This window comes from Enterobacter sp. UNJFSC 003 (assembly GCF_036903355.1).
Classification (GTDB): Bacteria; Pseudomonadota; Gammaproteobacteria; order Enterobacterales; family Enterobacteriaceae; genus Enterobacter.
Genome location: NZ_JBAKHK010000008.1, coordinates 47,738 through 71,482, shown reverse-complemented (window position 1 = coordinate 71,482; position 23,745 = coordinate 47,738). Strand labels below are relative to the sequence as shown.

The 23,745-nt window shown below is 56.3% G+C and carries 25 protein-coding genes; 10 read left to right on the top strand and 15 right to left on the bottom strand.

The features are described 5' to 3' along the window. Positions 1-1,446, bottom strand: coding sequence for a signal recognition particle-docking protein FtsY (gene ftsY, locus V5P19_RS17395; RefSeq protein WP_334405497.1), 1,446 nt, complete (start codon positions 1,444-1,446; stop codon positions 1-3). 127 nt (positions 1,447-1,573) lie between these two features. Between ftsY and rsmD the strand changes: the two genes are divergently transcribed. Further along, complete coding sequence (rsmD, locus tag V5P19_RS17390) at positions 1,574-2,176, top strand: 16S rRNA (guanine(966)-N(2))-methyltransferase (protein ID WP_334405495.1); 603 nt, start codon at positions 1,574-1,576, stop codon at positions 2,174-2,176. After that, complete coding sequence (locus V5P19_RS17385; protein WP_334405493.1) at positions 2,160-2,441, top strand: DUF1145 family protein; 282 nt, start codon at positions 2,160-2,162, stop codon at positions 2,439-2,441. Before rsmD ends, V5P19_RS17385 begins: the two co-directional genes overlap by 17 nt. A 57-nt stretch (positions 2,442-2,498) precedes the next feature. Here the strand turns inward: V5P19_RS17385 and V5P19_RS17380 are convergent, their stop codons facing one another. Further along, a complete protein-coding gene (locus V5P19_RS17380) occupies positions 2,499-2,855 on the bottom strand; it encodes a DUF2500 domain-containing protein (RefSeq protein WP_334405491.1) in 357 nt (118 codons plus the stop codon). A 129-nt stretch (positions 2,856-2,984) separates the two neighbouring features. Between V5P19_RS17380 and V5P19_RS17375 the strand changes: the two genes are divergently transcribed. Beyond that, a complete protein-coding gene (locus V5P19_RS17375) occupies positions 2,985-3,611 on the top strand; it encodes a lysoplasmalogenase (protein WP_334405489.1) in 627 nt (208 codons plus the stop codon). Between the two features lie 77 nt (positions 3,612-3,688). Continuing rightward, entirely contained in the window at positions 3,689-5,872 is a 2,184-nt protein-coding gene (gene zntA / locus V5P19_RS17370; RefSeq protein WP_334405487.1) for a Zn(II)/Cd(II)/Pb(II) translocating P-type ATPase ZntA, read from the top strand. A gap of 76 nt (positions 5,873-5,948) precedes the next feature. On the opposite strand, the gene V5P19_RS17365 is transcribed toward zntA, so the two are convergent. From V5P19_RS17365 to tusA, 4 genes are all read right to left on the bottom strand, one after another. Next, entirely contained in the window at positions 5,949-7,235 is a 1,287-nt protein-coding gene (locus tag V5P19_RS17365) for a TRAP transporter large permease (protein ID WP_334405485.1), read from the bottom strand. Between the two features lie 10 nt (positions 7,236-7,245). Beyond that, positions 7,246-7,755 (bottom strand): TRAP transporter small permease, encoded by a 510-nt coding sequence (locus V5P19_RS17360; protein ID WP_334405483.1) that lies wholly within the window; start codon positions 7,753-7,755, stop codon positions 7,246-7,248. Between the two features lie 12 nt (positions 7,756-7,767). Further along, complete coding sequence (locus V5P19_RS17355; RefSeq protein ID WP_334405481.1) at positions 7,768-8,739, bottom strand: TRAP transporter substrate-binding protein; 972 nt, start codon at positions 8,737-8,739, stop codon at positions 7,768-7,770. Between the two features lie 196 nt (positions 8,740-8,935). After that, positions 8,936-9,178, bottom strand: coding sequence for a sulfurtransferase TusA (gene tusA / locus V5P19_RS17350; protein WP_334405690.1), 243 nt, complete (start codon positions 9,176-9,178; stop codon positions 8,936-8,938). Between the two features lie 167 nt (positions 9,179-9,345). Between tusA and V5P19_RS17345 the strand changes: the two genes are divergently transcribed. Together V5P19_RS17345 and V5P19_RS17340 are read left to right on the top strand one after the other, a co-directional pair. Beyond that, the gene (locus V5P19_RS17345; RefSeq protein ID WP_010436525.1) at positions 9,346-10,011 is read left to right on the top strand and encodes a 7-cyano-7-deazaguanine/7-aminomethyl-7-deazaguanine transporter; all 666 of its coding nucleotides are present in this window, start codon (positions 9,346-9,348) and stop codon (positions 10,009-10,011) included. Between the two features lie 72 nt (positions 10,012-10,083). Further along, the gene (locus V5P19_RS17340) at positions 10,084-10,641 is read left to right on the top strand and encodes a DcrB family lipoprotein (RefSeq protein ID WP_334405478.1); all 558 of its coding nucleotides are present in this window, start codon (positions 10,084-10,086) and stop codon (positions 10,639-10,641) included. A gap of 4 nt (positions 10,642-10,645) precedes the next feature. On the opposite strand, the gene V5P19_RS17335 is transcribed toward V5P19_RS17340, so the two are convergent. Continuing rightward, positions 10,646-11,863, bottom strand: coding sequence for an MFS transporter (locus tag V5P19_RS17335; protein WP_334405476.1), 1,218 nt, complete (start codon positions 11,861-11,863; stop codon positions 10,646-10,648). 143 nt (positions 11,864-12,006) lie between these two features. Here V5P19_RS17335 and V5P19_RS17330 point away from each other — a divergent pair, with 143 nt between their 5' ends. Together V5P19_RS17330 and acpT are read left to right on the top strand one after the other, a co-directional pair. Beyond that, entirely contained in the window at positions 12,007-13,056 is a 1,050-nt protein-coding gene (locus V5P19_RS17330; protein ID WP_334405474.1) for an AI-2E family transporter, read from the top strand. Between the two features lie 103 nt (positions 13,057-13,159). Then, positions 13,160-13,780: a 4'-phosphopantetheinyl transferase AcpT gene (gene acpT / locus V5P19_RS17325; protein WP_334405471.1), complete on the top strand. Its 621-nt coding sequence runs from the start codon at positions 13,160-13,162 to the stop codon at positions 13,778-13,780. Here acpT and arnF read toward each other — a convergent pair. The 8 genes from arnF to V5P19_RS17285 all read right to left on the bottom strand — a co-directional run bounded on the left by arnF (position 13,713) and on the right by V5P19_RS17285 (position 21,934). Further along, a complete protein-coding gene (arnF, locus tag V5P19_RS17320) occupies positions 13,713-14,084 on the bottom strand; it encodes a 4-amino-4-deoxy-L-arabinose-phosphoundecaprenol flippase subunit ArnF (protein WP_334405469.1) in 372 nt (123 codons plus the stop codon). The two genes, acpT and arnF, sit on opposite strands and share 68 nt — an antisense overlap. A 29-nt stretch (positions 14,085-14,113) precedes the next feature. Continuing rightward, positions 14,114-14,452, bottom strand: coding sequence for a 4-amino-4-deoxy-L-arabinose-phosphoundecaprenol flippase subunit ArnE (gene arnE / locus V5P19_RS17315; RefSeq protein WP_334405467.1), 339 nt, complete (start codon positions 14,450-14,452; stop codon positions 14,114-14,116). Continuing rightward, positions 14,449-16,104, bottom strand: a complete 1,656-nt coding sequence (arnT, locus tag V5P19_RS17310; RefSeq protein ID WP_334405466.1) for a lipid IV(A) 4-amino-4-deoxy-L-arabinosyltransferase — start codon at positions 16,102-16,104, stop codon at positions 14,449-14,451. The genes arnE and arnT overlap by 4 nt, the downstream gene beginning before the upstream one ends. Continuing rightward, positions 16,101-17,003, bottom strand: coding sequence for a 4-deoxy-4-formamido-L-arabinose-phosphoundecaprenol deformylase (arnD, locus tag V5P19_RS17305; RefSeq protein WP_334405464.1), 903 nt, complete (start codon positions 17,001-17,003; stop codon positions 16,101-16,103). Before arnD ends, arnT begins: the two co-directional genes overlap by 4 nt. Beyond that, complete coding sequence (gene arnA / locus V5P19_RS17300) at positions 17,000-18,982, bottom strand: bifunctional UDP-4-amino-4-deoxy-L-arabinose formyltransferase/UDP-glucuronic acid oxidase ArnA (RefSeq protein ID WP_334405462.1); 1,983 nt, start codon at positions 18,980-18,982, stop codon at positions 17,000-17,002. Before arnA ends, arnD begins: the two co-directional genes overlap by 4 nt. Then, positions 18,979-19,962, bottom strand: a complete 984-nt coding sequence (arnC, locus tag V5P19_RS17295) for an undecaprenyl-phosphate 4-deoxy-4-formamido-L-arabinose transferase (RefSeq protein ID WP_334405688.1) — start codon at positions 19,960-19,962, stop codon at positions 18,979-18,981. The genes arnA and arnC overlap by 4 nt, the downstream gene beginning before the upstream one ends. 1 nt (position 19,963) lies before the next feature. Continuing rightward, positions 19,964-21,103 carry a UDP-4-amino-4-deoxy-L-arabinose aminotransferase gene (gene arnB, locus V5P19_RS17290; RefSeq protein ID WP_334405460.1) on the bottom strand — a complete coding sequence of 380 codons (1,140 nt, stop codon included), beginning with the start codon at positions 21,101-21,103 and terminating at the stop codon, positions 19,964-19,966. Positions 21,104-21,427: 324 nt separating this feature from the next. Beyond that, complete coding sequence (locus V5P19_RS17285; protein WP_334405458.1) at positions 21,428-21,934, bottom strand: phenolic acid decarboxylase; 507 nt, start codon at positions 21,932-21,934, stop codon at positions 21,428-21,430. 99 nt (positions 21,935-22,033) lie between these two features. Here V5P19_RS17285 and V5P19_RS17280 point away from each other — a divergent pair, with 99 nt between their 5' ends. Together V5P19_RS17280 and V5P19_RS17275 are read left to right on the top strand one after the other, a co-directional pair. Further along, positions 22,034-22,915, top strand: a complete 882-nt coding sequence (locus V5P19_RS17280) for a LysR family transcriptional regulator (protein ID WP_334405456.1) — start codon at positions 22,034-22,036, stop codon at positions 22,913-22,915. 33 nt (positions 22,916-22,948) lie between these two features. Further along, positions 22,949-23,743: an SDR family NAD(P)-dependent oxidoreductase gene (locus V5P19_RS17275; RefSeq protein ID WP_334405686.1), complete on the top strand. Its 795-nt coding sequence runs from the start codon at positions 22,949-22,951 to the stop codon at positions 23,741-23,743. Positions 23,744-23,745 lie beyond the last annotated feature (2 nt).

The following is a 23,745-nucleotide window of genomic DNA, read 5'->3' as shown; positions in this document are numbered from 1 at the left end:
TTAGTCCTCTCGGGCAAATAATGCCTCAATAAAGTCGTCCGCTTTAAACGGACGCAAATCCTCAATACGCTCGCCCACACCGATGTAACGGATAGGAATGCCGAACTGATCGGCCACGGAGAAGATCACCCCGCCTTTCGCGGTACCGTCCAGCTTGGTCAGCGCGATCCCCGTCAATCCTACCGCTTCATGGAACAGCTTCGCCTGGCTAATGGCGTTCTGTCCGGTGCTGGCATCGATAGTCAGCATAATTTCATGCGGTGCTTCTTCGTCCAGCTTCTTCATGACGCGGACGATTTTCTTCAGCTCTTCCATCAGGTGCGATTTGTTCTGCAAACGCCCTGCGGTATCGGCAATCAGCACATCCACGTTACGCGCCTTCGCCGCCTGAATGGCATCGAAGATAACGGAGGCGGAATCGGCACCGGTATGCTGGGCAATTACCGGAATATTGTTGCGCTGGCCCCAAACCTGAAGCTGCTCAACCGCTGCCGCACGGAAGGTATCACCCGCCGCCAGCATCACCGATTTGCCCTGCTGCTCGAACTGACGCGCCAGCTTGCCGATGGTGGTGGTTTTACCCACGCCGTTCACGCCAACCATCAGAATAACAAATGGCGTTTTGCCTTCAATATTAAGCGGTTCGTCAACTTTTGCGAGAATTTCACCCATCTCATCTTTCAGCAGGCCGTACAGGGCTTCGGCGTCGCGCAGCTGCTTGCGGCTTGCCCCTTCCGTCAGGTTGGCGATGATCTTACGGGTGGTTTCCACGCCCACGTCAGCGATAAGCAGTTGCTCTTCCAGCTCTTCAAACAGATCGTCGTCGATCTTTTTGCCGCGGAACAGACTGATAAATCCGGAACCTAAATTTTCTTTGGTTTTTAAGAGACTGCGTTTCAGGCGGGCGAAGAAACCTTCTTTGGTCGGTTTTTCCTGTTCCTGAACGATCTCTTCTTCTGCCTGTTCTTCAACCGGCACCACGATAACGGCTTCTTCTGCCGCATCTGCCGCCAGCGCCTGGGCTTCCAGCTCTTCGTCGCTCAGCGCTGGCTCAATTTCTGCTTCTTCTTCCACCGCCTCAACAATTTCAACGGTTTCCGCTTCGGCCTGCCACTCTTCGGCTGCAACCTCTTCCGGCAGCGGCAGCTCTTCGTGTTCGATAACAGCCTGCGGCGTTTCGGTAATGTCTTCAATCACAACGGGTTCGGGCTTTTCGCTCTCCTGAACCTGTTCAGTGACCTCAACGACCTCTTCGGCAAAGGCTTCAGTCTCTTCTTTGCTGTGCGCGTGCTCTTCCGCTTCGACAACCGCTGCGGTTTCTACAGGTGTTTCAGGCTGCGACTGCTCTTCAACGGCTTGTTGTTCTTCGGGTTTCTGTTCTGTTTCTTGCTCTTTTTCACCGAAGCCCAGCCAGGAAAAGAAGCCACGTTTTTTTTGTTTTGCCATCTGCGACTACACTCCTCGCGGCGCTATATACATGGAAGCTAAAAAAATGATGAAATAGTCTAACACTTTACTTAATTGACATCACCGCCCGCAATCGTAGGCCAATTGTTAACAGAGCTTTCCTGAGATGAAGAAACCCAACCGCGCCCCGGCCGGTCAAATTCGTATTATCGGCGGCCAGTGGCGAGGCCGGAAATTACCGGTGCCGGACAGCCCCGGTTTACGTCCCACCACCGACCGCGTTCGTGAAACGCTGTTTAACTGGCTGGCGCCGTCAATGGTGGATGCCCGCTGCCTGGACTGCTTCGCCGGAAGCGGTGCGCTCGGGCTGGAAGCGCTGTCGCGCTACGCCGCCAGCGCCACGCTGCTGGAGATGGAGCGCAACGTTGCGCAAACGCTGCAGCAAAATCTGGCGACGCTGAAAGCCACCAACGCGAAAGTGGTGAATACCAACACGCTCAGTTTCCTCGCACAGGCCGGAACGCCGCACAACGTCGTGTTTGTCGATCCACCGTTCCGCAAAGGGCTACTGGAAGAGACGCTTACCCTGCTGGAGAAACATGGCTGGCTGGCGGATGACGCGCTAATTTATGTAGAAAGCGAAGTGGAAAATGGTTTACCACCGGTGCCCGCGCACTGGGATCTGCACCGCGAGAAGGTTGCCGGTCAGGTTGCTTATCGTCTTTATCACCGCCAGGCACAAGGAGGCTCCAATGCCGGTACTGATTAATCTTGGGCGTTTACTGATGCTGGGCGTCTGGGCGTTCCTGATCCTGAATCTGGTGCATCCCTTTCCGCGCCCGATGAATATCTTCGTCAACGTGGCGCTGATTTTCACGTCGTTCATGCACGCCCTGCAGATGGTGATGCTGAAAAACGGCCTGCCGAAAGATGGACCACCGATGACCGGCTGGCAGCAGCTGCGGGTGTTTATTTTTGGCGTATTTGAACTGCTGGTGTGGATGAAGAAGTTCAAGGCGCAGGTGAAGAAGTAAGCAGCCTGATGCCCTCACCCTACCCCTCTCCCACACAGAGAGGGGCTCGATCGCGCATTATTCCACCCGGAACCCTTCAAACCGCGACCCTTTGTAGCTCAACGTTCCTTTCTCCCCCACCGTCAGCTGATGGTACTGCTGCGCCTCCAGGCGGAAGGTCATCTCCAGCCCGCCGTTTTCGGGTTTAAAGCTCGCCTCATAGCGCATGGTCGTTCCCGCTGGCGTAACCTGCTGCTGACGCGAACGCCGGTCATTGAGGGCTTTCTCGCGTTTATTACTCACCACCACGCGCTTTTGCATCAGCGGTGCCGCGTCGTTATCGGTCCTCTCGCGGCGCTGCTGGACAAAGCGGAACGAGGCAGCAATAACGATTATCGCCACCACGATAATAAAAAATAGCGGCATCTTACTCATTGAAAAATCCCATCAGATTATGCGGAATTCAGGATACCCTGCCTTTCCCGGCATTGCCAAACGCCTGTCAGCGTCACTACACTGAATTAGAAACTGAATATTCAGCATTAACAGATACAGGGAGTTAATATGCTTTGGTCATTTATCGCTGTCTGTTTGTCCGCATGGCTTTTTGTCGATGCGTCGTATCGTGGTCCTACCTGGCAGCGCTGGCTGTTTAAACCCGTCACGCTGTTGCTGCTCCTGCTGCTTGCCTGGCAAGCCCCGATGTTTAACGCCGTCAGCTATCTGGTACTCGCCGGGCTGTGCGCGTCCCTCATTGGGGATGCGTTAACCCTGCTACCGCGCCAGCGTTTGCTGTACGCCATCGGCGCTTTCTTCCTGTCGCATCTGCTCTATACCATCTACTTCGCCAGCCAGATGACGCTCTCCTTCTTCTGGCCGCTGCCGTTGGCGCTGCTGGTGATTGGCGCGCTGTTGCTGGCCGTGATCTGGACGCGCCTGGAAGAGATGCGTTTACCTGTCTGCACGTTTATCGCCATGACGCTGGTGATGGTATGGCTGGCCGGTGAATTGTGGTTCTTCCGTCCGACATCCCCGGCGATGTCCGCGTTCTTTGGTGCAGCGCTGCTGTTGATCGGAAATATTGTCTGGCTGGGCAGCCATTATCGTCGCCGATTCCGTGCCGATAACGCGATTGCCGCCGCCTGCTACTTCGCCGGGCACTTCCTGATTGTGCGTTCGTTGTATATCTAAATAACGCTTGACTCTGGAGTCGACTCCAGAGTGTATGCTGCGGTTAATGAGAAAATTATCATTTACCGGAGACTGCCATGTCGACTCCAGAAACACCTAAAAAAGTCCCACAATTTTCGGCACTTAAGCTCAGCCCGGTTCCGTCGAAAGACTTCTGCTGCAGCGAAGGTGTCTGCGAAACGCCTGTCGAAACGCCGCCTGAAAGCGGCAATCGCTACAGCTGGATCGTTAACGGCATGGACTGTGCCGCCTGCGCGCGCAAAGTTGAAAATGCGGTTAAGCAGGTGCCGGGCGTGAGCCACGTCCAGGTCGTCTTCGCCACCGAAAAGCTGCTGGTCAGCGCTGAGGGCAACGTGAGTAAGCAGGTTGAAGCTGCCGTCAGCCAGGCGGGTTATTCCCTGCGTGACGAAACGGCCCCCGTCGAGAAAACCTCCCCTCTAAAAGAAAACCTGCCGCTCGTCGCGCTCGTTGTGATGATGGCCCTCAGCGGGGGTCTGGAGCAGATTAACCATCCGCTCGGCAACCTGGCCTTTATCGCCACCACGCTGGTCGGCCTGTTCCCGATTGCCCGCCAGGCGCTGCGTCTGATGAAAAGCGGGAGCTGGTTTGCCATCGAAACGCTGATGAGCGTGGCGGCCATCGGCGCGCTGTTCATTGGCGCGACGGCAGAAGCGGCGATGGTGTTGCTGCTGTTTTTAATTGGCGAACGCCTTGAGGGCTGGGCCGCAAGCCGGGCACGTAAAGGTGTTAGCGCGCTAATGGCCCTCAAACCAGAAACCGCAACGCGCGTGGTGAACGCCACGCGCGAAACGGTAGCCATCAGCACCCTGCGCCCGGGGGACGTGATTGAAGTCGCCGCGGGCGGACGTTTGCCTGCAGACGGTGAACTCATTACCCCGACGGCAAGTTTCGACGAAAGCGCGCTGACCGGGGAGTCTATTCCCGTGGAACGCGCGGTGGGTGAAAAAGTGCCTGCCGGTGCCACCAGCGTCGATCGTCTGGTGCAGCTAAAGGTGCTTTCCGAACCGGGCGATAGCGCCATCGACCGTATCCTTAAGCTAATTGAAGAAGCCGAAGAGCGCCGCGCGCCGGTCGAACGTTTTATCGACCGCTTCAGCCGGATTTACACCCCCGCCATCATGCTGGTCGCCCTGCTGGTTACCCTCGTCCCACCGCTGCTGTTTGGCGCGCCGTGGGAAGCCTGGATTTATAAAGGGCTGACCCTGCTGCTGATTGGCTGCCCGTGTGCGCTGGTGATATCCACCCCGGCAGCCATTACCTCCGGTCTCGCGGCGGCAGCACGTCGCGGCGCGCTGATTAAAGGCGGTGCCGCGCTGGAACAGCTGAGCCAGGTTCAGCAGATCGCGTTTGATAAAACCGGCACGCTGACCGTGGGCAAACCGCAGGTCACCGGGGTTTATCCGCAGGAAGTGAGTGAAAACGAACTGCTTGTGCTGGCCGCCGCCGTTGAGCAGGGCTCAACCCACCCGCTGGCGCAGGCGATTGTGCGTGAGGCGCAGTCGCGGGGGCTGAACATCCCTGTAGCAACCGCGCAGCGGGCGCTGGTCGGGTCCGGTATTGAAGCGGACGTTGAGGGCCAGAAGGTGCTAATCGTGGCGGCGGATAAATTCCCGGCAGCCGGGTTAATTCAGCAGGTCCAGACGCTGGAGCAGGCCGGGCAAACCGTGGTGGTGGTTGCGCAAAACGGCGTGGCAAAAGGGATGCTGGCGCTGCGCGATACCCTGCGTGACGATGCGAAAGAGGCCGTCGCGGCGCTGCATCAGTTGGGGATTCAGGGGGTGATTCTGACCGGTGATAACCCGCGTGCGGCTGCCGCGATTGCCCACGAGCTGGGGCTGGAATTTAAAGCCGGATTACTGCCTGCAGATAAAGTGAGCGCCGTAACCGAACTGAACGGTCATGCTCCGCTGGCGATGGTCGGTGACGGAATCAACGATGCGCCGGCGATGAAAGCCTCAACCATCGGCATTGCGATGGGCAGCGGTACCGACGTGGCGCTGGAAACTGCCGACGCGGCGCTCACCCATAACCGCCTGACCGGCCTGGCGCAGATGATTGGTCTGGCGCGCGCCACGCGGGCCAACATTCGTCAGAACATCGGCATCGCGCTCGGTCTGAAGGGGATATTCCTCGTCACCACCCTGCTGGGCATGACCGGTCTGTGGCTCGCGGTGCTGGCCGATACCGGTGCGACGGTGCTGGTAACGGCGAACGCGCTGAGGCTGCTGCGCCAAAGGTAAAAATGAAACGGCAACCGGGTTGCCGTTTCTGGTGTTTGCACCCTCTCCCACGGGAGAGGGCATCAGGCCGCACAACTCACTGCATTCCTAATAATCCCGGCAGCCACAGCGAAATTGCCGGGATATAGGTCACCATTCCCAGCACCACCAGCAGCATGCCGTAAAATGGCAGCATGGCGCGCACCACGGTTTCAATCTTCTGTTTGCTCACCGCGCTCGCCACGAACAGCACCGATCCTACCGGCGGCGTGATAAGCCCAATCCCCAGGTTTACCATCATGATCATCCCGAAATGCACCGGGTCGATCCCCAGCGAATTGGTGACGGGCAACAGTACCGGCGTCAGGATCAAAATGATCGGTGCCATGTCCATCAACGTACCGATCAGCAGCAGCATGACGTTGAGATACATCAGGATCACGTACTTGTTATCTGACAGCGAGGTGAAGAACTCGGTGATGCGGGTCGGCAGCTGCATGTAGGTCATCACCGCGCCAAACGCCGCTGCAAAGCCGATCAAAATCATGACGATAGTGACCGTTTTGACCGTCCTGCACATCAGCTTTGGCAGCTCGCTCCACTTGTAATCGCGGTAGATAAACATGGTGACGAAGAACGCCCACAGACAGGCCACCGCCGCGGATTCCGTCGCGGTGAATATCCCGGACAAGATCCCGCCGAGGATAATCACCACCGTCATCAGCCCCCACAGCGCATCAAACAGAATCTTCAGCGCCTGCTTAAACGGGATTTTTTCGCCCTTGGGGTAACCGCGCTTATGGGCAAAGCCGAGGCACATGATCATCAGGCAAAGCCCCAGCAGCAGTCCCGGCAGCACGCCTGCAATAAACAGCGTCGCGATAGAGACCGTGCCCCCCGCCGCCAGCGAATAAATCACCGAGTTGTGGCTGGGCGGGATCAAAATCGCCTGCACCGACCCGCTGGCCGTGACCGCCGCCGCGTATTCTCGCGGATAGCCCTTCTTCTCCATCTCCGGGATCATCACGCTGCCAATGGAGGCCGTGTCCGCCACCGACGAGCCGGAAATTGCGCCGAAGAATGTCGATGCCACAATGTTGACCAGTGAGAGTCCGCCGCGAATAAAGCCGACAAACACGTAGGCAAAATTCACCAGCCGACGGGCGATGCCCCCTTCCGCCATGATTGCCCCGGCAAGGATGAAGAACGGGATCGCCAGCAGGGTAAATTTGTTCACCCCGCTGGTTATCTGGATCATCAGCGCCTCCAGCGGCAGATCAATCCACAGCGCCCCCGCGACGGCGCTTAAACCCACGGCAAAGGCCACCGGCATCCCCAGCGCCAGCAAAATGGCGAGGGTGAATAACAAAACAAAAGCATCCATCGTTCACCCCTTAACTGTGGTTACCGATCAGCACGACCGGACGGTTTTCCTGCGAGCCAAACAGCAGGCGTTCAACAACAAACAGGATCAAAATGGCCGACCCGAGCGGCAGCGGCAGATAGCTCTCGCCGGACGTCAGGAGCGGGAACTCCGCCACCGGCTGCTCCCAGAGGTCGACACACAGCCAGAGGCTGTACCAGAACATCAGCGCGGAGATCAGCAGCATCAGCAGATCGACCACACGGGCGCACAGGTTTTTCAGCATCTCAGGCAGCCTGTCGGTTAGCATGTTTACCGCGATATGTGACCCGGCACGGTAGCCCACTGCCGCGCCGATAAAGGTAAAGGTCACCATGCAGATAATGGCGATCGGCTCCGGCCAGGACTCGCCGCGATTGAGGACGTAGCGCGAGAAGATGCCAATCGGGATCACAATCGTCATCACCAGCAGCGAGATACCCGCCACGGTCATGGCGAGCAGGTACAGGCGGTCCATCCACTTCAGGTAGAGTTCGGACATACATACTCCGGTTTACTGGACGTCAGCGATGGCTTTCATCAGCGCCTGATGCTTGTCGCCAAACTGCGCGCGCACCGGCTCTGTGGCTTTGATAAACACCGTTTTATCGATGTCGTGGAATTGCACTCCACCGGCTTTCATCTTTGCCAGCGCCTGGTCGTTATAGGCTTGCCAGAGCTTGCGCTGTTCGAACTGTGCCTCGCGGGCCAGTGTCAGAACCTTTTGCTGCTCGTCGGCGCTGAGCTTGTCCCATTTCACTTTCGAATACAGCAGCATTTCCGGAGTGATGAAGTGGCCGCTCAGGGTGTAGTTTTTGGCAACCGGCATGTAGTTGTGGGCGACAAAGGTCGGCGGATTATTCTCGGCCCCGTCAATAACGCCGGTCTGCATCCCGCTGTACACTTCGCTGACGCCCATTGCCACCGAGTTCGCCCCCATGTCTTTCAGCGTCGCCAGCGCCACCGGGCTACCCTGCACGCGGATCTTTTTGCCTTTCAGATCTTCCGGTTTGACGATCGGCTCTTTCGTGATCAGATTGCGGGTGCCGGAGTCCATCCACCCCAGGAACACCAGCCGCGATTTTGGGTTGGCGGTCAGTTTGTCACCGATTTGCTTGCCGATGTCCCCGTCGATCACGTTGTGCATGTGGTCTTCATCGCGGAATACGTAGGGCAGCGTAAAGACTTCAATATCGGGCAAGATGGCGGCAACCGGTGCCATGGAGACGCGAATCATGTCGATAGCCCCCATCTGCGCTTGTTCAATCATCTGCTTTTCATCCCCCAGCACGCCGCCGGGAAAAACCTTAATTTCCAGCTTGCCGTCAGTTTGTTGTTTGAGTTTTTCACCCATATGCTGCACCGCCACCACGTTCGGATAGCCTTCAGGGTGAACATCAGCGGCTTTAATGGTTTGGGCAGCGACGGAGCAGGTAAAAGCAGACAGACACAGAGCGGCCAGTAACGGCGTTAGGGTCGTTTTCATCGAGTCAACTCCAGGGTAGTGAGATAAGCGTTAAAACGGTGTTTTATTTTTATACGCTTAAAAATTAGACTACGGCTGGAAAAGCGGAGGTGAAGCGCCTCACAAAAGCGCAAATTTCTGAAACGATGGTTTAGAAAGATTTATTCCCTCTCCCAAAAGGAGAGGGCAAAGATAAAGGTTAGAGGCCGATACGCTATTAACCCTTACGAATCACATACCGATACGGCAACGTTTCTGTCTCTTGCGCTACCAGCTCATGCTCCATGAAGGTACAAAAACCGGGGATGTCACGGGTGGTAGCCGGATCGTCAGCAATAATCAGCAGCGTTTCGCCGGTTTGCATGTTGCGCACGGTTTTGCGCACCATCATTACCGGCTCCGGGCAGCGGAGGCCCTGGGCATCAAGAGTGTGGTCTGGGCTGGAAAACAGGTCGGTCATGGTCTTCTCGGTCATGTTAAAACGGCTGTAGTTTACGCCCGGTTGCCGCCAATGCAAACCAGGTTAACGATTGCGTGAAAATTAGCCATTGCAAAGTCCCGTTAAAGCAGTATGATGCGGCGGTTTTTATTGGGTTCCCTCACCCCAACGTTCAAAAAGGTCACAATATGACGCAGTTTTCTCAATCGCAGCGCGTAAAAGCGTTGTTCTGGCTATCGCTTTTTCATCTGCTGGTGATCACCTCCAGCAACTATCTGGTGCAACTCCCGATCTCCATTTTCGGTTTTCACACCACCTGGGGCGCGTTCAGTTTTCCGTTTATTTTCCTCGCCACCGATCTGACCGTGCGTATTTTTGGCGCGCCGCTGGCCCGTCGCATTATTTTCGCCGTGATGCTCCCGGCGCTGTTCGTGTCGTACGTGATTTCGTCCCTGTTTTATATGGGAAGCTGGCAGGGCTTTGAGGCACTCACGCACTTCAACCTGTTTGTCGCCCGTATCGCCGCCGCCAGCTTTATGGCCTACGCGCTGGGACAAATCCTCGACGTGCACGTGTTCAACCGCCTGCGTCAGAATCACCGCTGGTGGATGGCACCGACGGCGTCCACGCTGTTCGGTAACGTGAGCGACACGCTGGCGTTCTTCTTCATCGCTTTCTGGCGCAGCCCGGACGCTTTTATGGCCGAACACTGGATGGAAATCGCCCTGGTAGACTACTGCTTCAAGGTGCTTATCAGCATTGTGTTCTTCCTGCCGATGTACGGCGTGCTGCTGAATATGCTGCTGAAAAGGCTGGCAGATAAATCTGAAATCACGGCATTACAGGCAGGTTAAAGGTTCGCTTTATCAGTTGTGATAAGATGGGTGAATGAGCCGCTATGGCCGTTTATCGAAAGGAAGAAGTCAATGCGCAATCTGGTTAAATATGTCGGGATTGGCCTGCTGGTTGTGGGCCTTGCAGCCTGTGATAACAGCGACACGAAAACGCCTGCTCAGGGTGCATCTGCAGAAAGCAATGCAACCGGTCAGCCGGTAAATCTGATGGAAGGGAAGCTTACGTTCTCCCTGCCAGCGGATATGACTGACCAGAGCGGCAAGCTGGGCACTCAGGCGAACAATATGCACGTGTATTCCGACGCCACCGGTCAGAAAGCAGTGATTGTGATTGTTGGCGACGACACCAGTGAAGATCTGGGCGTGCTGGCAAAACGACTGGAAGATCAGCAGCGTAGCCGCGACCCGCAGCTGCAGGTCGTGACCAACAAGTCCATCGAACTGAAAGGCCACACGCTGCAGCAGCTGGACAGCATTATCTCTGCAAAAGGCCAGACCGCTTACTCTTCCGTGGTGCTGGGCAAGATCGACAACAAACTGCTGACCCTGCAGATTACCCTGCCAGCCGAAAATCAGCAGAAAGCGCAGACCACTGCGGAAAACATCATTAACACCATCGTGATTCAGTAATTCTTCACGATGATGACGTGGCCTCCGGTGTCTGCACCGGGGGCCATTTTTTTAACCGCCACGTCAGCAACAAGGCAATCGCCACCAGCCCGGCCGCTGCAAGATAGATAACCGGCACGCCTGCCCAGGCCATCACCAGCCCCGCCAGCGGCCCGGTAATGCCTAACGACATATCCATAAACACCGTATAGGTTGCCAGGGCAGATCCCTGATTCTGCTGCGGTACGGCTTTCACCGCCACCACACCCAGCGAGGGGAAGACCAGCGAGAAACCGGCTCCCGCCAGGAACACGCCCACTTTCGCCATCCAGGGTTCGCTGGCGATACCGGTTAGCAGCAGCCCCACAATCTCTATCGCAAAGCAGATCATCGCCACGTTCAAGCCACCGAGACGGTTAATCCCATTCGGGAAGAGTAAACGTGCCCCCACAAACGCGCAGCTAAACAGGGTGAGCGCAAAAGCCGCCCCGTCCCAGCCTTTGGCGTCGTAGAACAGGGTGATGAAGGTGGCGATCACGCCGAAGCCCGCCGATGCCAGCGCCAGCGCCATGCCGTAGGGCCAGACGCGCCCTAGCACCGCACGAAACGGCAGCGGCTTGCCCTTGCTGGCCTTCACTTTAGGGCGCGGCAGGGCAAACAAAATCGCCAGCAGCGCAACGACCATAATGGTTATTGCCAGACCGTACAGGCCGCCATACGCGAAGCAGACCACGCCAAGCGGTGCGCCAATAGCCATGGCACCGTACGTGACAATGCCGTTCCATGAGATCACCCGCCCGATATGCGACGCCCCCACAACGCCCACGCCCCACAGCGTTGAACCGGTTCCCGCCAGGCTTTGCCCAATACCTAAAATGACGCGCCCCAGGCACAGCAGTGCCAGACTAACCCACGGCCACTGGCTGGTCGTTGCGGCCAGGAAGTAGCTCAGGCCACTCAGGAAACAGCCGCACAATCCCACAATGACAATGCTTTTCGGCCCAAAGAGGTCGGCATAGCGTCCCGAATGCGGGCGACTCATCAGCGTGGCAAAGTACTGAAGGCTTATCACCAGCCCCGCCCAGAAGGCGCTAAAGCCCATTACGTCATGGACATAGCCGGGCAAGACCGCCAGTGGCAGGCCAATCGTGAGATAGCTGGCGAAGTTAAAAATAACAACGGAAACAATGCGCATATTGAGGCGCAATCCGCTAAGAACGGGTTCGGCGGAAGGTTCGGGCATGGATTCAACCTGGATTTTTACAACAGTGTTTCACTATTACCATGACGGGATGAGAAAATCAGCAATCACTTTCAGATTACAGGCTCCAGACGAAGCGGGGCCCGCGCACTACACTTAACGGGCAACCACATTAAGGAAAACGCATGATACCCAACCAGTCTGACAAAGCAGGTCTCCACATCTTACTCAAACTCGCCTGCCTGGTCGTTATTCTCGCCGGTATCCATGCGGCCGCAGACATCATTGTCCAGCTCCTGCTGGCGCTCTTTTTCGCGATTGTGCTTAACCCGCTGGTGACCTGGTTTTTACGCCGGGGCGTCAGCAGGCCGGTGGCCATCACTATCGTGGTCATCGTCATGCTGTTTGTCCTGACGGGGCTGTTTGGCGTGCTGGCGGCATCGCTGAGTGAGTTTTCCACCATGCTGCCGCAATACAATAAAGAGCTGACCCGCAAGCTGGTGGATCTGCAGCAGATGATGCCCTTTCTTAACCTGCATATCTCGCCAGAACGAATGTTGCGCCGAATGGATTCAGAAAAAATTATGACCTACGCCACCACCCTGATGACCGGCCTTTCAGGCGCCATGGCCAGCATCCTGCTGCTCGTAATGACGGTGGTGTTTATGCTGTTCGAAGTTCGCCATGTTCCCTATAAGCTGCGCTTCGCGTTAAACAATCCGCAAATTCACATTGCCGGTCTGCACCGCGCATTAAAGGGCGTCTCCAAATATCTGGCGCTGAAAACTTTGTTAAGCCTGTGGACCGGTGTGATTGTCTGGCTGGGTCTGATGCTCATGGACGTGCAGTTTGCCTTGATGTGGGGCGTGCTGGCGTTTCTGCTGAACTACGTCCCCAACATTGGCGCGGTGCTTTCCGCCGTACCGCCAATGATTCAGGCGTTCCTGTTTAACGGGTTTTACGAATGTATGCTGGTGGGCGCGCTTTTCCTCGTGGTGCATATGGTGCTCGGGAATATTCTCGAACCACGCATGATGGGCCACCGCCTGGGGATGTCGACGTTGGTGGTATTCCTGTCCTTGCTGATTTGGGGATGGCTGCTGGGCCCGGTAGGAATGTTGCTGTCGGTGCCGCTCACCAGCGTTTGCAAGATCTGGATGGAAACCACCAAAGGCGGCAGCAAGCTGGCGATCCTGCTTGGGCCGGGACGGCCTAAGAGTCGATTGCCGGGGTAATTTCCTCACCCGGTTAGCTATTAGTAAGGGCAATGGATTATAGTAATGGTTTCGTCGCGTGACTTTGCGGCTATCTCTGTTTTGACTGAAGGCCAGACGTTATATGTACCAGGTTTTTCTGGGAAAGATCTCTTCACTGAGCACTGACCATTGGGCTGAAGCCCTCTCCCGACACGCTCCGGAAGGCGCACAGCGCGCCCGTTGGCTGGCGGGACGCGGGCTACTTTCGCGTCTGCTGGCACCTAAGCCGCTCCCGGAGATTATCTACAGCGAACAAGGAAAACCCGCCTTTGTCGGTGACTATCCGCTGTGGTTCAGCATGAGCCAGTGTGAAGATGATATTGCGTTAATTATCAGTGATGAAGGTAATGTCGGCTGTTCGCTGGAGCTTATTCGCCCCCAGGATAACTGGCGCACGCTCGCCAATGCTGTCTTTAGCAACGGCGAGCATATTGAGCTGGAAAATGAAACGTCTGAGCGTCAGCTTGACGCATTCTGGCGCATCTGGACGCGAAAAGAGGCCATTGTTAAGCAGCGCGGAGCGCACTCCTGGCAAATAGTCAGCGTTGACAGCTCAGCGAGCGCCGCGCACGCGGTGAGCCAATGCCAGGTAGGTTCACTGAGCCTTGCCGTATGTACCGCAACGCCCTTCGCGCTTACGACGGATCTGATTCACGCGGCTGATGACGCGCTGGCCGGAAAATCACCAACACGCCCAGAATAATGAACCCAACGCCCGCCAGACCCTGCCAGGAGAAGCGTTCTCCCCAGCCTGGCAGCAGTATCGCGACAGCCCATACCAGAATGTAACTCAGGCTCAGCAGGGCATACGCTTTACTGAGCGCCATTCGGTGCAGGGCCAGATACCAGCAGCCCATCGACGCCACATACCCCATTAGCCCCAGCACCAGCGCGCCAGTGCCCGATGCAAAATGCCAGAGGGCAGAGATAAACGTCATCACGTCGCTGACAGGCGGCAACGCCATCATGGCCTCTCGCAGCGACAGCTGCGCCGCACTGACCAACATTACGCTGCATAAAGCCCAGCCCCCCCCTTTCACAGGCTTCCTCCCAGAAAAATAATCCCGATGATGATCAACCCGACGCCCAGCCAGTGATGCGAAGCGACGTTTTCACGCCAGAACACCTTCGCAGCCAGCGTTACCCAAACAAAATTAAGGCTCAGCATCGGATAGGCAATTCCGACGGGGAGACGTTGTAAGACCACCAGCCAGACCAACATCCCGCAGCCCAGAGCCAGCATTGCCAGCCCTAGCCACAGCGCGATATGTGCTCCTCGCCGCCCGACTTTCGCCGGACGGGTAGCCTGTTTCTGGCAAAGCTGTCCTGCGCAGCTTAACAAGCTTGCCAGCGCCAGCCAGAGCCAGGCCATCATTGCGGCAGATACTGCAGCCAGGCCAGACGCCCCTGAACGGTCAGGCTATCTGGTTTTGGCAGCCCGGCGCGGGCAAGGTCATCATTCCGCGACAGCAAAATAACCACGGAAACCGCCCCCTGCTGGCGGTGTTCAGCCAGCCAATGTGCAAAATCGTCTTTGCGCACAAACCGGCCTTTCACATCCGGGTAATCGAGGCCGTACTTCAGCTCGCCGCTCTGACCAAAGAGAATGATGTCATGACGATTCAATTCCCACGCCAGCCCTGACGCGACCCCGACGTTATTGGCCAGCACGAACTTACTCTCCTCCAGCGGCTGGCGAACGGTATCTACCAATGACTGCGGCTGCTTGGAATCCACCACCAGATTGGGAATCGCAAAGCCGATCAGCAGCGCCAGACCCGCCGGGCACAGCGCCGCCAGCCACCAGCGCTGCTGGCTTTGTTTGAGGGTAAACCAGCCGACCGCAGCCCAGATGAGGAAAGCCACCACCGCGCAGAAGACTTTATACAGTTCGACCGATGTCCAGACCGGATGCTTTGAGGGCCCCCACGGAGAGACCACCAGCGCCGCCAGCACGCCAACAGCACCAAACGCGAGGTTAATCCCACCGTTAATGCGTAATACTCTTGCCCCTTTCTCCGCCGCGTTAACGGCATAGCGCGCCATCAGGATTGCCAGCGGGGCAAAACACGGCAGGATATAGGTCGGCAGCTTGCCTTTGGCAATGCTGAAGAAAATCAGCGGCATCACCACCCATCCCAGTAAATAGAGCCCGCCGCCTTCGCCATGCCTTTCACGCCAGCCAAGACGCAGCGCGCCCGGCAGCAGCGCCAGCCACGGCAGGCTTCCGGCAATCAGGAACGGCAGGTAATACCAGAAGGGAGCTTTGTGCTGCGCATCGCTCTGGGCAAAACGCTGAATATGTTCAACCCAGAAGAAGTAGCGCCAGAAATCAGGTTCGCGGTGGGCAATAGCCAGCGCCCAGGGCAGGACGATCAGCACGCAGCTCAGCACCGCCAGCCAGCCAAAAATCAGCACCTCTTTCCAGCGCTTATGCACAATCACCCACGGCAGCACGCCAATTACCGGTACCGCCAGCGCCAGAAAACCTTTGGTCATGACGCCCATGCCGCACGCCAGACCAAGCAGCACATAGCCCCCTGCTTTTCCGGCAGTCGTCGTCGACTGCGAGGCCAGCCAGAAGCTACACATCGCGGCGACCAGCCACAGGGTAATGATGGGATCCAGCACCGCATAAGTACCGATACCGTAGACCAGGAACAGCGTTAAGAAGATAAGGCCGGAGAAGAGGGCAACGCGCTTATCCCGCCAGAGACGCCAGGCCATCCAGATAACCAGCAGCGCCGTTAATCCGGTAGAGAAAATGACCCCCGCGCGTACGGCAAAGTTGGAGTGCCCAAACAGCAGTTGCCCGATACTGTTGATCCAGTAGCCGGCAATGGGTTTTTCAAAATAACGCAGACCGAGAAAATGCGGGACAACCCAGTCTCCTGACGCCAGCATTTCGCGGCTGATTTCCGCATAGCGCGTTTCATCAGGCTGCCATAACAGGCGGATATCGACAGGAATAAGATAGTAAACGATAAACAGTGCGAGTAGCGCTACGCCATAACGGGCTGTTTTCATGATACCGGGCTCACGGTTTGTTGATAGCCAAGCCAGCCTTCCCGGCCAGCCATTTCATTACGCACAATCTTGCCCACCGGCAGCGTGCTGAGATCCTCTGGCAGCATCTCGCTCAACGGACAAAACTGAATCCCCTCCTGAGCAGCCATCGTCAATAACGCATCAAAATCATGCTGATATGCGATACCTTCCACTTCTGCGTGGATGGTGTAGACCGGCGTCCCCTCATCGCGATGAATACAGTCCAGAATGTAGCGGTTAAACCCATCGGCGGTCACCTCGCGCCCGACCACTTCATCCCAGGTGGGAAGCGTGACCGGGATTTGCACAGTACCTAAGGTGTTTTCCCCGATAAGCGGCAAAAATGGGCCTGTCCCGCGACAATCACTGTTATAGCGAAACGCGAAGGGTTGTTTAGCTTTTACCACGCGCTGGTCGGCACGCCATCCCGCCACGGCGGAACAGCGTACGGACTGGCAGGTAATGGCTTCCAGCTCCATCATGCCGCGCTCAACTTCACGCGTCAGACGCGGGATGTCCCAGACGCCAGCCCAGGCTTGCCAGGCATGGTGATCCCAGGCATGCAGCCCCACCTCATGATGCAGAGCCGCTTCACGGATAACAGCCTCATTACCCGCCCCGATACGCCTGCCGGGCCATGCGGTTCCGGCCAGCAAAATATCCCAGCCGTAGAGGGATGCTGCGCGTGAGCGCAGCATTTTGAACAGGAATGCCGGTTTAATCAGACGCCATAAATGGCGTCCCATGTTGTCAGGCCCCACGCTGAAGAAAATGCTGGCACGCACATCGTGCTTGCTAAGCAGTTCCAGCAGGCGCGGCACGCCGTCACGTGTGCCACGGAAGGTATCGACATCAATGCGTAAACCGACTTTTTTCATGATCCTTGTTCCGACAGCTCCACGGTGCGCAGGAAGAAATCGAGCGTTTCATCGATGGTCTGATCCATCTTCACGGTTGGCGTCCAGTTCAGGCAGCGCTTCGCGTTGCGAATGCTTGGCTTACGGTGCTCAACGTCCTGATAACCTTTACCATAATAGCTGCTGCTTTCCACTTCGCGGAAGCCGGCAAACGGCGGGAACTGATTACGCAGCGGGTGACGCTCGAAGCTTGCCAGCAGCATTTCCGCCAGCTCACGGATGCTGGCTTCGTTTTCCGGGTTACCGATGTTGATGATTTGCCCGTTGCAGCGGCCATCTTTGTTTTCGATGATGCGGAACAGCGCTTCGATACCGTCGCTGATATCCGTAAAGCAGCGTTTCTGTTTGCCGCCTTCGATAAGCTTGATTGGCGACCCTTCCACCAGGTTTAGGATAAGCTGGGTGATGGCGCGGGAGCTTCCGATACGCGCCGCGTTCAGGTTGTCCAGACGTGGCCCCATCCAGTTAAACGGACGGAACAGGGTAAAGCGCAGGCCCTCTTTTTCACCGTATGCCCAAATCACGCGGTCCAGAAGCTGTTTGGAGACGGAGTAAATCCAGCGCTGTTTGTTAATCGGCCCGACCACCAGGTTGGAGTTATCTTCATCGAAGTTGTTGTCGGTGCACATGCCGTACACTTCAGAGGTGGACGGGAAGATGATGCGTTTATCGTATTTCACGCAGTCGCGAATAATCTTCAGGTTCTCTTCGAAGTCCAGCTCAAACACGCGCAGCGGGTTACGGGTGTATTCAATCGGTGTGGCAATGGCGACCAGCGGCAGCACCACGTCACATTTTTTAATGTGGTACTCGATCCACTCGGAGTGGATGCTGATATCCCCTTCCACGAAGTGGAAGCGCGGGTTGTCCAGGAAACGGCTGATGGCGTCGGAACCAATATCCAGGCCATAGATTTCGTAGTTATCATCCTTCAGCAGGCGTTCGGTCAGGTGGTTACCGATAAAACCGTTCACGCCGAGGATCAGCACGCGCGTGCGGCGTTTCATGGCAACAACCGGTGCGCTGGTGATAAGCGCGCCCGCGACCAGGCCAAGAGACTGCGCCAGCTGCATGCCCTGAACATAGAGGCCGTTGTCGGTTTGTCCGGTAACAATTTCCAGGGCCTGCTCGCCACAGCTCACAATCATCGGAGACACCGAAACAACGGTGCCCGGTTTCGCTGCCGGAATGTCGTCGCGCACGCGGGATTTCCAGACGATAAATTTGCTGACACCCGCAAAGCTGTACGCGCCCGGCCACGGGTCGGTCACAGCACGCACCAGGTTGTGCAGCTCGCGAGCTGGCCGGGTCCAGTCCAGACGGCCATCTTCCGGCTTGCGGCGGCCAAAACAGGTGGCCTTACTCTCATCCTGCATGGTTTCGCTATAGGAACCGTTAAGGATGGTTGGCAACGCATCGCGCAGCAGGTTCTGCGCGGTCACGTTCAGTTTTTGATGCAGTTCCAGCGCGGTTTCATCCGCATCGATAGCCACGCTCTGCTGCGCCACGATCCCGCCCGCATCTGCGCGGTGCACCATACGGTGCAGGGTCACGCCAGTTTGCGATTCTCCGTTAACCAGCACCCAATTTAGCGGGGCGCGACCACGGTATGCAGGCAGCAGGGAGCCGTGAAGATTAAACGCGCCTTTTGACGCCACGTTTAAGATGTCGTCACAAAGCAGGTTGCGGTAGTAGAACGAGAAAATCACATCCGGGGAAAGCGCGCGAATGCGATCCACCCACAGCGGATGGTTTACATCGTCCGGGGCATACACCGGAATGCCGTGTTCAGCCGCAATACGCGCTACCGAGCCAAAAAAGTTGTTCTCACCGGCAGTGTCCGGATGGGTGAAGATTGCAGCAATGTCATAGCCCGCATCCAGCAAGGCCAGCGTGCCCGTGCACCCCATATCGTGATAGGCAAATACGACAGCTTTCATGGGTGTTTTTCCTCTTGAGATGCTTTGTGTTCCTGACGGACAACACGTTGAATAAAGTAGCGCGGACGTGCGCGAACATCGTTGTAGATACGGCCGATGTACTCACCGAGCAGACCCATACCGATAAACTGGGCTCCGATGAACATGAACAGGACGGCAAACAGCATAAAGACCCCTTCCGCCGCCCACTGCGGGCCAAAGACCAGCCGCAGCACAACCAACAGGACGGAAAGTGCAAACCCGGCCACCGCGATAATGCTGCCGAATACGCTCAGCAGGCGCAGCGGCGTGGTGGTCAGGCAGGTGATCAGGTCGTACATCAGGTTGATGAGGCGCATAAAGCTGTACTTCGATTCCCCATGCTCACGCTCGGCGTGCAGCACCGGGATCTCTGTCGCTTTGCGTGCAAAAGTATTGGCCAGAATGGGAATGAAGGTACTGCGTTCATGGCAATGCAGCATGGCATCGACGATGTGGCGACGATAAGCCCGCAGCATACAGCCGTAATCGCCCATCGCTTTGCCCGTCGTGCGCTGGATCAGGCGGTTGATGGTGCGTGAAGCCAGCTTGCGGAACACGCTGTCCTGACGATTTTGGCGCACCGTGCCCACGACGTCATAGCCTTCATCCGCTTTGGCGACCAGGCGCGGGATCTCTTCAGGCGGGTTCTGCAGATCGGCGTCCAGAGTGATGATCAGATCGCCCGTCACGTGGCTAAAGCCGGCCATAATTGCCGAGTGCTGGCCGTAATTTCGGTTCAGGAGTACGGCAACGATATGGCTATCGTCGGCCTGCGCGGCCTCCGTCAGCATCATCGCAGAGTTATCACTGCTGCCATCATCCACCAGCAGAATTTCGTAAGCTTTGCCCATCGTGTCGCAGGCGGCCGTCGTGCGGCGGATCAGTTCGGGCAGGCTCTCCTGCTCGTTGTAAACCGGGATTACCACAGACACTTTTTGTACAGGCGGTACAGTGAACATATCAATGTCCTGCAAGCTGATGGAGTGCGGTAATGACGCGGGTTGTGTCGTCATGAGTCATGTCCGGGAAAAGAGGAAGAGAACAAATACGCGCGCTATTCCATTCAGAGTTTGGGAGAGAAACGTCTGGGAAACGCTCGCGGTAGTATTTTTGCGTGTGTGCCGCACGGAAGTGCAGGCCGGTGCCAATGCCTTTCTCCTTCAGCGCCGCCATCAGGTTGTCGCGCGAGATCCCACACCGGGCTTCGTCAACGCGAATGATGAACAGATGCCAGGCGTGCAGGTGTGGCCAGGCTGGAATGTGCAGCGGCTGGAACGGGGTATCAGCCAACTCAAGCAGGTAGCGGTCGGCAATGTCACGACGCCGCTTGTTGGCGTCACCCAGCTTGCCCAACTGCACCAACGCCAGCGCGGCGTTGATATCCGCCAGGTTGTATTTAAAGCCCGGTGAGATCACCTCAGCCTGTGGCGCGCGGCCGAGAGTTTGGCGATCGTAAGCGTCTACGCCCAGCCCGTGGAATTTCAGGCTGCGGATTTTTGCTGCAAGCAGCTCGTCATCGGTCACGACGAGCCCGCCTTCGGCACAGGTCATGTTTTTAATGGCGTGGAAAGAGAAGATCGCGGTGCCCTGCCAGCCGACGTGCCGATTTTTGTAATACGTTCCTGCCGCATGGGCCGCATCTTCAATAACGGGGATCCCGTGGCGTTCACCCACGGCGCGAATCGCGTCGATATCACACGGTGCCCCGGCATAATGAACGGGTACGATGGCTTTAGTGCGGGGCGTTACTGCTGCCTCGACGGATTCTGGCGTCACCATCAGCGTGTCTTTGTCGACATCGATCATCACCGGAGTTGCCCCCAGCAAAACGATCATATTCAGCGTCGATACCCAGGTCAGTGAGGGGGTAATCACTTCATCGCCGGGACCAATACCTAACGCCATCAGGGTGACATGCATTCCCGCCGTGGCAGAACTGACGGCAATAGCATGACGATTGCCCGTAAGCGTGCAGAATGCCTCTTCAAGCGCCTGATTTTTGGGTCCAGTGGTGATCCAGCCAGAGGTTATTACCTCCTGCAACGCGGCGATTTCCTCATGCCCCATTGAGGGACGCGAAAAAGGCAAAAAATCACTCATTATTAATGTCCTTGAGATAGGAAAGGCATTTTTTGATATTAACCAAAAGAGGATCAGCTTATTTCAACGAACCATAAACTCATTCAATAGTAGTGCGCATTTCTTAGGAAAGAATTAAGGGAGGATAGGAATAAAATAGTAGGAATACTTTAACTCATTGATAAAAAATAAAATTAATGAGTGTTAAATATTTATTTTGTGATGAAATTCCATATTAATAGGCCTGGTGTTATAAACCAAACCTCAACAAATAAAAAAAATCCCGGCCCTTCCGAATAAAATCGAAATGAGCCGGGAACTTTTCTTTCTAGTTAATTGTCGCGCTTATTTTAAATTTTCTGGAAAGTTTTCTGGCAACTCGCTGGCTGCACAGGAAATAACGCTATCGTCATTCGCGCCACAGTCGCGAACGAACGTAATCGTGGCGAACTCGTCAATCACTTCTGTTGGGTAAGCCGGGCCAGCATCGCGATAGCTGTTCATCAATGGAATGTGATCGTTCTGGAAGCAGACGGTTTTTTCCGGATTGTTCATGACCCAGCGTGGGAAGAAGATGGTGCCGTGGAACAGGCTATCACCCAGGTTGACGATCAGGCTCACGTCGGTCCCGGTAGGCTCTGTCCAGGAGATTTTATAGATGCTCTCCCCGACGCGAACAATGTATGCCTGCTGATCTTTCACCCAACGATTGCCGACCAGACCGCTGTGGATACGGTAGTCGAGGGTGTTTTCATTTTTGACATAAATTTCGTAGTTCCAGCCGTTATCGTAGGTGTAAACAAGGTGTTTGCCAACGAAGCCGCTTAAGTCATGTTTGTCGAAGGTGTTCATAAGATGTCTCCTTTGTTTTGATGAGATAATCGTACCCCTTCAAAAAATGAATGAATAACGCTATGTTTGAATCAAATCAATTCAAAATTTAGATAACTCATGCACAAGACAACCCTTGAACAGTGGTCATTATTAGAGAAGGTAGTCGAGCTTGGGAGCTTTGCCAAAGCCGCGGAAGAGACCCATCGCAGCCAGTCGTCCGTCAGCTATAACCTCTCGCTGTTGCAGGAACGGCTGGGTGTGGCGCTTCTCGTGCCGGAGGGGCGGCGCGCAGTGTTAACCCCCGCCGGCGAACTGCTGCTCAACCAGGTTAAACCGCTGCTCAAAGCCTTCTCCTACGTCGAAACGCGCGCGGCGACTCTGCGCAACGGCATGCGCACGCGACTGGACCTGGTGGTGGATAATATCTTCCCTCGCCGACGGCTATTCGCCATTTTGCGCCAGTTCCAGCAGCAGTATCCGCAGACGCAGGTGCGCCTCACCGAGGTACTGGAAAATACCCGTGCCGATGCCATTAATGATGAAGCCGATGTGATGATTTTAACCCGTCGTCAGGACATCACCGGGCTGGGCGAATGGCTGATGAACATCGATTTTGTGGCCGTTGCGCATCATGAACACCCTCTCTTTGCCCTCGACGCGCCGCTGAACGAAGAGATGCTGCGCCCGTGGCCGCTCGTTCAGATTGCGGACAGCCAGCCTGCTGCACGCCCGGCCGGTGAATCCTGGACATTTTCAACCATCGATGCCGCCATTGAGGCGGTCATGTATCAGGTTGGCTACGGCTGGCTACCGGAGGAACGTATACAGTCCCTGCTGGAGCAAGGGACGCTGAAAGCGCTGCCGCTCAGTCACGGCGTGCGTCGTGCAACGCCGCTGCACCTGATTGTGAAGCGATCGCTCGGCCCGCTCGATGAACAGGTTGAAACGCTCTTGCGCCTTTTTAGCCAGGAGCCATCATCATCAACTGCTACGCTTTAAGGTCCGAACGTTAATAACGATAAGGAGCAGATGATGAAAATTGATTTTACGGGGAAAGTGGCGTTAGTCACCGCATCAACCGGCGGGATTGGGTTCGCCATCGCCAGAGGATTGGCGGAAAGCGGTGCGGAAGTGATCGTTAATGGCCGCAGCACGGAGTCGGTCAATAAAGGGATCCAGCAGCTACAGCAGGTGGTGCCCGGCGTGCAGGTTCGTGCCGCCATTGCCGACCTCAGCTCGAATGAGGGCGTGGAATCCCTTCTAAAGGTGGCGTCCAACGTGGATATTCTGGTTAACAATGCCGGGATTTACGGCCCGCAGGATTTTTACTCCACCGATGATGAGACCTGGGAGCGCTACTGGCAGACCAACGTCATGTCCGGCGTGCGTCTCTCCCGCGCGCTTTTGCCGGGTATGGTGCAAAAAGGCTGGGGACGCGTCGTGTTTATCTCTTCCGAGTCGGCGTGCAATATTCCCGCAGATATGATCCACTATGGCGTCACCAAAACGGCGCAGCTTTCCCTGGCGCGCGGGCTGGCGAAGTTCGTTGCGGGAAGCGGCGTCACGGTGAACAGCGTGCTGCCGGGCCCTACCCTGTCAGACGGTTTCGCCGAGATGATGAAGGACGAAATCGAGAAAACCGGCAAATCGCTGGAGCAACTGTCAAAAGAGTTCGTGATGGCTAATCGCCCGAGTTCTGTTATCCAGCGAGCCGCCACGGTTGAAGAGGTGGCCAATATGGTGGTGTATGTCTGCTCTGCGCAGGCCTCCGCCACCTCTGGCGCGGCATTACGCGTCGATGGTGGCGTAGTGGATGACATCATCTGACC

What these genes read in the sequence shown, in the direction of transcription:
- V5P19_RS17280 (WP_334405456.1), top strand. Translation starts at nt 22,034, where the DNA reads ATGCACAAGACAACCCTTGAACAGTGGTCATTATTAGAGAAGGTAGTC.
- V5P19_RS17380 (WP_334405491.1), bottom strand. Translation starts at nt 2,855, where the DNA reads ATGAGTAAGATGCCGCTATTTTTTATTATCGTGGTGGCGATAATCGTT.
- V5P19_RS17330 (WP_334405474.1), top strand. Translation starts at nt 12,007, where the DNA reads ATGATACCCAACCAGTCTGACAAAGCAGGTCTCCACATCTTACTCAAA.
- V5P19_RS17360 (WP_334405483.1), bottom strand. Translation starts at nt 7,755, where the DNA reads ATGTCCGAACTCTACCTGAAGTGGATGGACCGCCTGTACCTGCTCGCC.
- rsmD (WP_334405495.1), top strand. Translation starts at nt 1,574, where the DNA reads ATGAAGAAACCCAACCGCGCCCCGGCCGGTCAAATTCGTATTATCGGC.
- V5P19_RS17355 (WP_334405481.1), bottom strand. Translation starts at nt 8,739, where the DNA reads ATGAAAACGACCCTAACGCCGTTACTGGCCGCTCTGTGTCTGTCTGCT.
- arnF (WP_334405469.1), bottom strand. Translation starts at nt 14,084, where the DNA reads ATGTTGGTCAGTGCGGCGCAGCTGTCGCTGCGAGAGGCCATGATGGCG.
- V5P19_RS17385 (WP_334405493.1), top strand. Translation starts at nt 2,160, where the DNA reads ATGCCGGTACTGATTAATCTTGGGCGTTTACTGATGCTGGGCGTCTGG.
- tusA (WP_334405690.1), bottom strand. Translation starts at nt 9,178, where the DNA reads ATGACCGACCTGTTTTCCAGCCCAGACCACACTCTTGATGCCCAGGGC.
- arnD (WP_334405464.1), bottom strand. Translation starts at nt 17,003, where the DNA reads ATGAAAAAAGTCGGTTTACGCATTGATGTCGATACCTTCCGTGGCACA.
- V5P19_RS17365 (WP_334405485.1), bottom strand. Translation starts at nt 7,235, where the DNA reads ATGGATGCTTTTGTTTTGTTATTCACCCTCGCCATTTTGCTGGCGCTG.
- zntA (WP_334405487.1), top strand. Translation starts at nt 3,689, where the DNA reads ATGTCGACTCCAGAAACACCTAAAAAAGTCCCACAATTTTCGGCACTT.
- V5P19_RS17375 (WP_334405489.1), top strand. Translation starts at nt 2,985, where the DNA reads ATGCTTTGGTCATTTATCGCTGTCTGTTTGTCCGCATGGCTTTTTGTC.
- V5P19_RS17345 (WP_010436525.1), top strand. Translation starts at nt 9,346, where the DNA reads ATGACGCAGTTTTCTCAATCGCAGCGCGTAAAAGCGTTGTTCTGGCTA.
- acpT (WP_334405471.1), top strand. Translation starts at nt 13,160, where the DNA reads ATGTACCAGGTTTTTCTGGGAAAGATCTCTTCACTGAGCACTGACCAT.
- V5P19_RS17335 (WP_334405476.1), bottom strand. Translation starts at nt 11,863, where the DNA reads ATGCCCGAACCTTCCGCCGAACCCGTTCTTAGCGGATTGCGCCTCAAT.
- V5P19_RS17285 (WP_334405458.1), bottom strand. Translation starts at nt 21,934, where the DNA reads ATGAACACCTTCGACAAACATGACTTAAGCGGCTTCGTTGGCAAACAC.
- arnB (WP_334405460.1), bottom strand. Translation starts at nt 21,103, where the DNA reads ATGAGTGATTTTTTGCCTTTTTCGCGTCCCTCAATGGGGCATGAGGAA.
- arnA (WP_334405462.1), bottom strand. Translation starts at nt 18,982, where the DNA reads ATGAAAGCTGTCGTATTTGCCTATCACGATATGGGGTGCACGGGCACG.
- V5P19_RS17275 (WP_334405686.1), top strand. Translation starts at nt 22,949, where the DNA reads ATGAAAATTGATTTTACGGGGAAAGTGGCGTTAGTCACCGCATCAACC.
- arnC (WP_334405688.1), bottom strand. Translation starts at nt 19,962, where the DNA reads ATGTTCACTGTACCGCCTGTACAAAAAGTGTCTGTGGTAATCCCGGTT.
- arnE (WP_334405467.1), bottom strand. Translation starts at nt 14,452, where the DNA reads ATGATGGCCTGGCTCTGGCTGGCGCTGGCAAGCTTGTTAAGCTGCGCA.
- ftsY (WP_334405497.1), bottom strand. Translation starts at nt 1,446, where the DNA reads ATGGCAAAACAAAAAAAACGTGGCTTCTTTTCCTGGCTGGGCTTCGGT.
- arnT (WP_334405466.1), bottom strand. Translation starts at nt 16,104, where the DNA reads ATGAAAACAGCCCGTTATGGCGTAGCGCTACTCGCACTGTTTATCGTT.
- V5P19_RS17340 (WP_334405478.1), top strand. Translation starts at nt 10,084, where the DNA reads ATGCGCAATCTGGTTAAATATGTCGGGATTGGCCTGCTGGTTGTGGGC.